This is a genomic window from Micrococcus sp. LASM2_SD2, assembly GCF_057364565.1.
This window is the reverse complement of sequence record NZ_JBNFOB010000095.1, coordinates 1-7,965: the sequence shown is the minus strand read 5'-3', so window position 1 is coordinate 7,965 and position 7,965 is coordinate 1. Positions and strand designations below refer to the sequence as shown.

At 70.9% G+C, this 7,965-nt stretch carries 5 protein-coding genes and 2 pseudogenes; 3 read left to right on the top strand and 4 right to left on the bottom strand.

Features of this window, described 5'->3' with window-relative positions; genetic code table 11:
- Positions 1–376 (top strand): annotated as a pseudogene (locus tag AC2W7A_RS06695) (hypothetical protein); the annotation flags it as partial.
- A 116-nt stretch (positions 377–492) separates the two neighbouring features.
- On the opposite strand, the gene AC2W7A_RS06690 reads toward AC2W7A_RS06695, so the two are convergent.
- The 4 genes and pseudogenes from AC2W7A_RS06690 to AC2W7A_RS06675 form a co-directional block, all read right to left on the bottom strand.
- Entirely contained in the window at positions 493–846 is a 354-nt protein-coding gene (locus AC2W7A_RS06690; RefSeq protein ID WP_485990676.1) for a hypothetical protein, read from the bottom strand.
- A 22-nt stretch (positions 847–868) separates the two neighbouring features.
- A complete protein-coding gene (gene sucB, locus AC2W7A_RS06685; protein WP_485990675.1) occupies positions 869–3,148 on the bottom strand; it encodes a 2-oxoglutarate dehydrogenase, E2 component, dihydrolipoamide succinyltransferase in 2,280 nt (759 codons plus the stop codon).
- Positions 3,149–3,247: 99 nt separating this feature from the next.
- On the bottom strand, positions 3,248–4,627 hold the full coding sequence (gene lpdA, locus AC2W7A_RS06680; protein ID WP_485990674.1) for a dihydrolipoyl dehydrogenase: 1,380 nt from the start codon (positions 4,625–4,627) through the stop codon (positions 3,248–3,250).
- 120 nt (positions 4,628–4,747) lie between these two features.
- Positions 4,748–6,296 (bottom strand): annotated as a pseudogene (locus tag AC2W7A_RS06675) (leucyl aminopeptidase).
- A gap of 276 nt (positions 6,297–6,572) precedes the next feature.
- On the opposite strand from AC2W7A_RS06675, the gene AC2W7A_RS06670 reads away from it, so the two are divergent.
- Together AC2W7A_RS06670 and AC2W7A_RS06665 are read left to right on the top strand one after the other, a co-directional pair.
- Complete coding sequence (locus tag AC2W7A_RS06670; protein ID WP_485990673.1) at positions 6,573–7,610, top strand: PAC2 family protein; 1,038 nt, start codon at positions 6,573–6,575, stop codon at positions 7,608–7,610.
- Positions 7,611–7,661: 51 nt separating this feature from the next.
- Positions 7,662–7,965 (top strand): DUF4192 family protein (locus AC2W7A_RS06665; protein ID WP_485990672.1); only part of this gene is annotated, 304 nt, incomplete at its 3' end.

Here is a 7,965-nt window from a genome sequence, read left to right as displayed (position 1 = left end):
CGCGGTCCTGGAGCGCATCGCCGAGGGCCGCACCGCGGCGCTGCGGCGCGCGGACGGGCAGGCGGTCGACGCCTATGCCGTTCCCGGCTCGGAGGCGGCACGTGCCGATTTGGCACTCATCGAGGAGCTCCGCCGGGACGGCGGCGGGTTCGAGGGGCTGACGATCACCGTGGTCCCGGACGGGGTCCCGGAGGCCGAGGCCGCCCAGGAGCCGCGGGTCGTGGCCGTCCCGGTGACGCTGCGGACCTCTGCGCACCGTCTCGTGGACGACGCCGGTGAGGTCGTCGCGGACGAGCCCGTCCGGACCGACCCGGCGACGCTCGTCATGGAGCGGACAGGCGGCGGCTGGAAGGTGAGTGCGGTCCGCGGCCGGTGAGGGGCCGTCGTCGGGGACGTGTGCCGGCGGCGGAGGGCGAGACGCAGAAGAGCCCGGCGCGGCGAGCAGAGCTCACCGGGCCGGGCCCGACTGCGCGTGGCGTGTGCCGCAGACGATCAGACGAAGACCGCCACCAGGACGTTGATCAGTGCCATGCCGCCGACGGCGTGGGCGATGCCCTTGCCGACCGACTCGCCGGAGTTGATCTTGCGTCGGCCGATCAGGGCCGCCACGAAGACGATCACGCCGAGCAGGGCCTTGATGCCGAGCTTCATGTGGTTCGGGTCGCCCACGATCGAGACGATCGTGGCGAGCGCGAGCCCGGAGACCAGCATGCCGATCGAGCCCCACCACTGGGAGGTGGTGACGGTCGGCCGCTTGAAGTTGGCGAACCAGCCTCCCAGCACCGCGGCCACCGAGATGAAGTGGACGGCGAGGAAGATCAGGCGGAGGACGTGGGTGAAGTCCATGGTGTGCGGGGGATTCCTTTCGTCAGAGACCCAGCTCGTGGGCGAACTCCCCGGCCTCCAGACGCTGGCGCAGCGTCATGAGGAACCGGCCGGCGTCCGCACCGTCCACCAGGCGGTGGTCGTAGGTCAGGGACAGGTACATCATGTGGCGGATGGCGATCGAGTCGTTGCCGTCCGCGTCGGTGACCACCATCGGACGCTTCACGATCGCGCCGGTGCCCAGGATGGCGACCTGCGGCTGGTTGATGATCGGCGTGTCGAACAGGGCGCCGACCGAGCCGATGTTGGTGATCGAGAACGTGCCGCCCGAGAGCTCGTCCGCACTGATCTTGTTGGTGCGGGTGCGCTCGGCCACGTCGGCGATCTTCTGGGCGAGGCCCGTCAGGTTCAGGGAGCCGGCGTCCTTGATCACCGGGACGAGCAGGCCCTTCTCGGTGTCGACGGCGATCGCCAGGTCCTCGGACGAGTGATAGGTGATCTCCTTGTTGTCCGCGGAGAACGAGGCGTTGAGCTTCGGGTGCTGCTTCAGCGCCTCGGCCACGGCCTGGGCGATGAACGGCAGGTAGGTCAGCTTCACGCCGTTGCGCTCCTGGAAGGAGGCCTTGGCCTGGGTGCGCAGGTTCACGATGCGGGTCAGGTCGACCTCGTGCACCTGGGTGAGCTGAGTGGACAGGTCCAGGGACTCGCGCATGCGCTGCGCGATGACCTGGCGGATCCGCGGTGCCTTCTCCGTGTTGCCGCGGACCGAGGGGTCCACGCTGGACTCCGGCGCCGGCCGGAGCGAGGTGGGGCGCAGCCCGGGGGCCTCGGCCTTCGCCGCGGCCTCGGAGGACCCCTCGGCGGAGCCCTGGTCGGCCTTGCCGGAGGACAGGGAGGCGGCCAGGACGTCCTGCTTGCGGATGCGTCCGCCCACACCGGTGCCGCGCACCGTGGACAGGTCCACGCCGTGCTGCTTGGCGAGGCGGCGGACCAGCGGGGTGACGTAGCCCTTGCCCGGCTCGGTGGCGGAGGGCGCCTCGGCGGCCTCGTCCTGCGCGGAGTCGCGCTCAGCGGACTCGCGCCGGGTGGCCTCCTCGGACGGGGACGTCTCGGGCGTCTTCTCCGCCTTCTCGGCGCCGGCGTCCTCGGCGGCCTCCTCGGTCTCCTCGGGGGCCTCGGCCTCGGTCGCCTTGTCCTCGATCTCTTCGGCGGACGCCTCGTCCTGGCCGGAGGAGCCCTCCGACGGGGCGGAGCCGCCGCCGGCGGAGCCGGAGCCCACGAGCGCGAGGACGGCGCCGACCTCGACGGTCTCGTCCTCGTCGGCCTTGATCTCGACCAGGGTGCCGGCGACCGGGGAGGGGATCTCGGTGTCGACCTTGTCGGTGGAGACCTCGAGCAGCGGCTCGTCGACGGCGACCTCGTCGCCGACCTCCTTGAGCCAGCGGGTGATGGTGCCCTCGGTGACGGACTCGCCCAGGGCCGGCAGGGTGACCTCGGTGGTCTCGCCGGAGGAGGAGCCCTTGTCGGCCTTGACCTCCTCCTTCTCCTCGGAGTCGGAGGACTCCTCGGCCGAGTCGCCCTCGGCCTCCTCCTGCTTCTTCGGAGCCTCGTCCTGCTGCTCCTTCTCGGCGTCCGCCTCGGCGGAGTCGTCCTCGTCGGAGGAGCCGGAGCCGGAGCCGTCGCCGACCAGGGCCAGGACGGCGCCGACCTCGACGGTCTCGTCCTCGTCGGCCTTGATCTCGACCAGGGTGCCGGCGATCGGGGACGGGATCTCGGTGTCGACCTTGTCGGTGGAGACCTCGAGCAGCGGCTCGTCGACCTCGACCTCGTCGCCAACCTCCTTGAGCCAGCGGGTGATGGTGCCCTCGGTGACAGACTCGCCCAGGGCCGGCAGGGTGACCTCGGTGGTCTCGCCGGAGGAGGAGCCCTTGTCGGCCTTGACCTCCTCCTTCTCCTCAGAGTCGGAGGACTCCTTGGCCGAGTCGTCTTCGGCCTCCTCCTGCTCCTCGTCGGGGGCCTCGTCCTCGGAGGACTCCTCCTCGGCCTCGGCGTCTGCGTCGTCGTCGGAGTCGTCGGACGAGCCGGAGCCGTCGCCGATCTTGGCGAGCGGGGCGCCGACCTCGACCGTCTCGTCCTCCTCGGCGAGGATCTCCTTGAGCACGCCGGCGATCGGGGACGGGATCTCGGTGTCGACCTTGTCGGTGGAGACCTCGAGCAGCGGCTCGTCGACGGCGACCTCGTCGCCGACCTCCTTGAGCCAGCGGGTGACGGTGCCCTCGGTGACGGACTCGCCGAGTGCGGGAAGGTTCACGGTTTCGGACATGTGGCCGATTCTCCTCACGGACGGGGACGACCGTCTTCGCGATCGTCGGTGGTTCTGTCCGGCCCGCGGGGACGCGGGTCGGGATGCCTGGGTGTCTGGTCAGCCGTGCAGCGGGTGGCCGAAGAGGGCCATGGCGGCCTCGCCGAGCGACTCGTTCTGGGTCGGGTGGGCATGGACGAAGGTCGCCACGTCCTCGGGGTAGGCCTCCCAGTTCACGATGAGCTGGGCCTCGCCGATCTGCTCGGAGATGCGCTTGCCGACGCCGTGCACGCCGACGATCGGGCCGTTCTTCTGGCGCACCATTTTGATGATGCCGCCGGTGCCCAGGATGGAGGACTTTCCGTTGCCGGCGAGGTTGTACTCGGTGACCTCGACGTTGTCCTTGCCGAACTTCTCCTCGGCCTTGGGCTGGGTGAGGCCGACCGACATGATCTCCGGCTCGGTGAAGGTGACCTTCGGGATGTTGACGTCCTCGACGACCATCGGGTTGTTGCCGGCGATCTCCTCGGCCACGAAGATGCCCTGCTGGTAGCCGCGGTGGGCGAGCTGCAGGCCCGGGACGATGTCTCCGACGGCGTAGATGTTGCCGACGCCGGTGTGCAGGCGCTCGTCCGTGAGGACGAAGCCGCGGTCCATCTTGACGCCCTGCTCCTCGTAGCCCAGGCCCTCGGTGTTCGGCCCGCGGCCCACGGCGACGAGGCAGACCTCGGCGGTGAACTCCTTGCCGTCGGCGAGGGTGACCTTGACGCCGTCCTCGGTCTCCTCGACCTTGTCGAAGAAGGTGCCGAGGTTGGTCTTGATGCCCTTCTTCTTGAACTCGCGCTCCAGGACCTTGATGATCGCCGGGTCCTCGTTCGGGACCAGGTTCTTCAGGCCCTCGATGACGGTGACCTCGACGCCGAAGGAGTTCCAGAGGGACGCGAACTCGGAGCCGATGACGCCGCCGCCGAGGACGATGGCGGACTTCGGGGTGTAGTCGAGCTCCAGGGCCTCGGTGGAGGTCATGATCTTCTTCGAGATCGGCAGGCCCATGGTCTTGGACACGGAACCGGAGGCCAGGACGATGTTCTCGCCCTTGTAGCGGGTGCCGTCCACCTCGATCTCGTTCTCGGAGACGAGCTTGCCCTCGCCCTCGATGACCTGGACCTTCTTCATCTTCATCAGGCCGGTCAGGCCCTTGTACTTGCCGGCGACGATGCCGTCCTTGTAGTCGCGCACGGCGGCCATGTCCACGGACTCCAGGGTGGCCTTCACGCCGAACTTCTCGGCATGGCGGGTCTCGTCCGCGACCTCCGCGGCGTGGAGGTAGGCCTTGGTGGGGATGCAGCCCCAGTGGAGGCAGGTGCCGCCGAGCTTAGCCTTCTCGATGAGGCCCACGGTCTTGCCGTACTGGACGGAACGCAGCGCGGCTGCGTAGCCGGCGGAACCACCGCCGAGGACGAGGACGTCGAATTCCTGAGCGGTTGCCTTGTCGGCCACGATGAAGCTCCTTGGGTGCTGGATCGATCGCTTGATGCTGATGTCGGTGCCGCCCGGACCCGCGGCGGCACCCGTGGTGTCGGTGCCGCCGCAGGACCGGAGCGGTCGGTCGTGCCTACCTTACCCGGCGCGGCCCGCGATGAAACCAATCAGCGTGCGCACCATCGTGCCAGTGGCGTCCTTCGGGGTGTAGCCGTACGGGGCGGACTCGTTGAAGGAGGGGCCGGCGATGTCGAGATGGGCCCACGGGGTCGGGGACTCGGCGCGCTCGGCCTCGGCGCGGGAGGCGTCCACGAAATCGCGCAGGAACGCGGCGGCGGACATCATGCCGCCGAAGCGGTCGCCCACGTTGGAGATGTCGGCCACGCGGGAGTCGAGCGAGGCGCGCAGGTTCTCCGGGATCGGCATGCCCCAGGCGGTCTCGCCGACGCGGTCCGCGGCGGCCACGAGCTCGTCCCGGATCTCGTCGTCGCCCATGATGCCGGTGGTGCGGGTGCCCAGGGCGATCATCTGGGCGCCGGTGAGGGTGGCGATGTCCATGACGACGTCCGGGGTCTCCTCGGTGGCCTTCACGATCGCGTCGGCCATGACGAGGCGGCCCTCGGCGTCGGTGTTCATGACCTCGACGGTCTTGCCGCCGTACATGGTCAGCACGTCGGAGGGGCGGATGGCGGTGTCCGAGGGCATGTTCTCGGCGATCGCGAGCCAGCCGGTGACCTTGACCTTCAGCCCGAGGCGGGCGGCGGCGCGGACCACGGCGAACACGGTGGCGGCGCCGCCCATGTCCGACTTCATGGTGGTCATGGACGCCGGCGGCTTCAGGGAGATGCCGCCGGTGTCGAAGGTGATGCCCTTGCCCACGATCGCGATGTGGGCGACGGCGTCGGCCGGCGCGTGCTCGATGCGGACCAGGCGCGGCAACCGGGAGGAGCCCTGACCGACGCCCATGATGCCGCCGAAGCCCTCGGCCAGCAGCTGCTTGTCGTCCCATACCTTGACGGAGACGTCGGAGCCGGCCAGGTCCTCCCGGACGGTCTCGGCGAAGGTCTCCGGGTACAGGTGCGACGGCGGGGTGTTGATGAGGTCGCGCGTGGCGCATACGGCGTCGGCGACGTGTCCGGCGCGCTCCAGGACGGCCTCGGCGTCGGCGGCCTCGGTCACGAAGGACAGCGTGGAGACCGGGGCGGAGCGGCGGGCGGCCTCGGCGTCCTGCGCGGACTTGTGGGCGGTGAAGGCGTAGGCGCCCATGCCGGCGCCCTCGGCGACGGCGGCGAGGCGCTCGGGGGTGTCCGCGGGCAGGCCCAGGGCGACCTTCTCGGTGCCGGTCAGGGAACGGACCGCGGCGCCGGCGGCGCGGCGCAGCGCCTCCTCGGCCGGCTCGGCGTCCTTGACGGAGCCGACGCCGGTGAGGACGACCAGCTCGACGGGGGAGCCGGCCAGACCGGGGACGCGGACGACCTCGTCCGCCTTGCCGGAGACGCCGAGCGCCGCGAGCAGGGGACTGGAGCCTCTCGGCGGCCTCCGGCGGCAGCGGGTTGGCGAGCAGCACGGCGCCGTCGGCGCCGGTGCCCACGCCGACCACGAGCGCGGCGGCGTCCGTGTCCTCGAGCGTGCAGGTGGTCAGGGTCGGACGATCGGTGGTGATCACGTCGTCGGTCCTCGTTTCCATGTCGGTGAACTGGTCGGGAGCGCGCTGCCTCCGGGCGCGGGTGGGCCCGGCGGGCATGATGCACGTCACGTCCGATCCTATCGCCGCATGTTGCGAGTCGTTCGCGGTCGGCGATCAGCGTCCGCGATCCGCATACGGGGGCCGCACGTCGCCGCGCGCCGCCGCGGGAATGGACCCCGATGCGGCATCGTTGTGCCACGACGGCGCCCGGCCGGAGCGACGGCGACGTCCCCGACGGCACGGACGAAACGAGAAGGACCAGGAGAGGCGGTGGCCATGCAGACCCCCGAGACGCTCACGACCCTGCACCCCGACGTGGAGGTGCCCGCGGGCCTGGACCTGCTCGTCGCGTTCTCCGGGCACATGGATGCTGGCCGGCTGGGTCGCCAGCTGCGGGAGACGGTGCGCGACCGCCTCGAGACCGTCCCGGTCGCGGAGGCGGACCTGGACGCGGTCTACGACTACCGGGCCCGTCGGCCCCGCGTCCGCTTCGACCGGGATCGCTACTCGGACCTGCGCATGCCGCGACTGGGCGTGGACCTGGTGAAGGACCTGCTGGGCCATCCGTTCCTGATGCTCTCCGGCCCGGAGCCGGACCTGCGCTGGCATGCGTTCGCCGCCGAGCTGTTCGAACTGGCGGAGCGCTGGCAGGTGAACTCCCTCGTCCTTGTGGACGCGGTCCCCATGCCCGTGCCGCACACCCGGCGGGTGGGCGTCACGGCGCACGGCACCCGCACGGACGTGCTCGAGGGCCTGACGACCTGGTCGGCCGAGGCGGAGATCATGGCGGGGCTCCTCCAGGTGCTGGAGGTCGCCGCGGAGGACCGTGGGCTGCCGACGGCGGGCTACTCCCTGCACGTGCCGCACTACATCGCCGAGGCGAAGTTCCCGCAGGCGGCGGTGGCCGCCTTCGAGTACGCCGGCGCGGCGATGGGTCTGATGCTCCCCACGGACGAGCTTCGGGACAAGGTCCGGGAGGTCGAGGCGGAACTGGACCGGCAGACCGCCGGATCGGAAGAGATCCAGGCGATGGTCGCCGGCCTGGAGCGGACGTTCGACCAGAACGTCGCGGACCAGGAACGGTCCCTGCTGGAGACCTCGGAGGGCCTTCCGGACGGGGACGAGCTCGCGTCCGCCGTGGAGGCCTATCTCCTCGGACGGCAGCGTGACGACGACGGCTCCGTCACCCCCGCCGCGGACGTTGCCTCCACGGACCCGTCGCCGAGGGACGAGTCCGGGGACGCACCCGGTGACGGACCGTCCACTCCTGCACAGGACGACGACGATCCCGAGGAGTCCACAGACTCGCCGTGACCGGGAACGGCCGGCTGGCGCGACCCGTCCCGGTCGGGGAGCGTCCCGGACATGGACACCACACAGCACTCCTCCACCGCCACCGTCCCGCACGCCTCGGCCCGCGGCGTCGACGACCTGCTCGGCTACATCGGGCACGTCCTCGGCAGGCTTCCGCGCTCGAGCGTCTGCTTCATCACGATGCAGGGGAAGTCCCTGCGCGCCGTCGCCCGCGTCGACGTGCCCCGTTCCCGTCCCCGCCACTGCACGGGCGCGGAAGCACTGGGCGGAGGCCGTGGCCCGGTGCGTCCGCGCCGATGCCGACGCCGACGGCTGCCTCGTCGTGTGCCACGAGCCCGGCCTGACGACCAGGACC

Coding starts and splice junctions, on each gene's coding strand:
- AC2W7A_RS06690 (WP_485990676.1), bottom strand. CDS start 846: ATGGACTTCACCCACGTCCTCCGCCTGATCTTCCTCGCCGTCCACTTC.
- sucB (WP_485990675.1), bottom strand. CDS start 3,148: ATGTCCGAAACCGTGAACCTTCCCGCACTCGGCGAGTCCGTCACCGAG.
- AC2W7A_RS06670 (WP_485990673.1), top strand. CDS start 6,573: ATGCAGACCCCCGAGACGCTCACGACCCTGCACCCCGACGTGGAGGTG.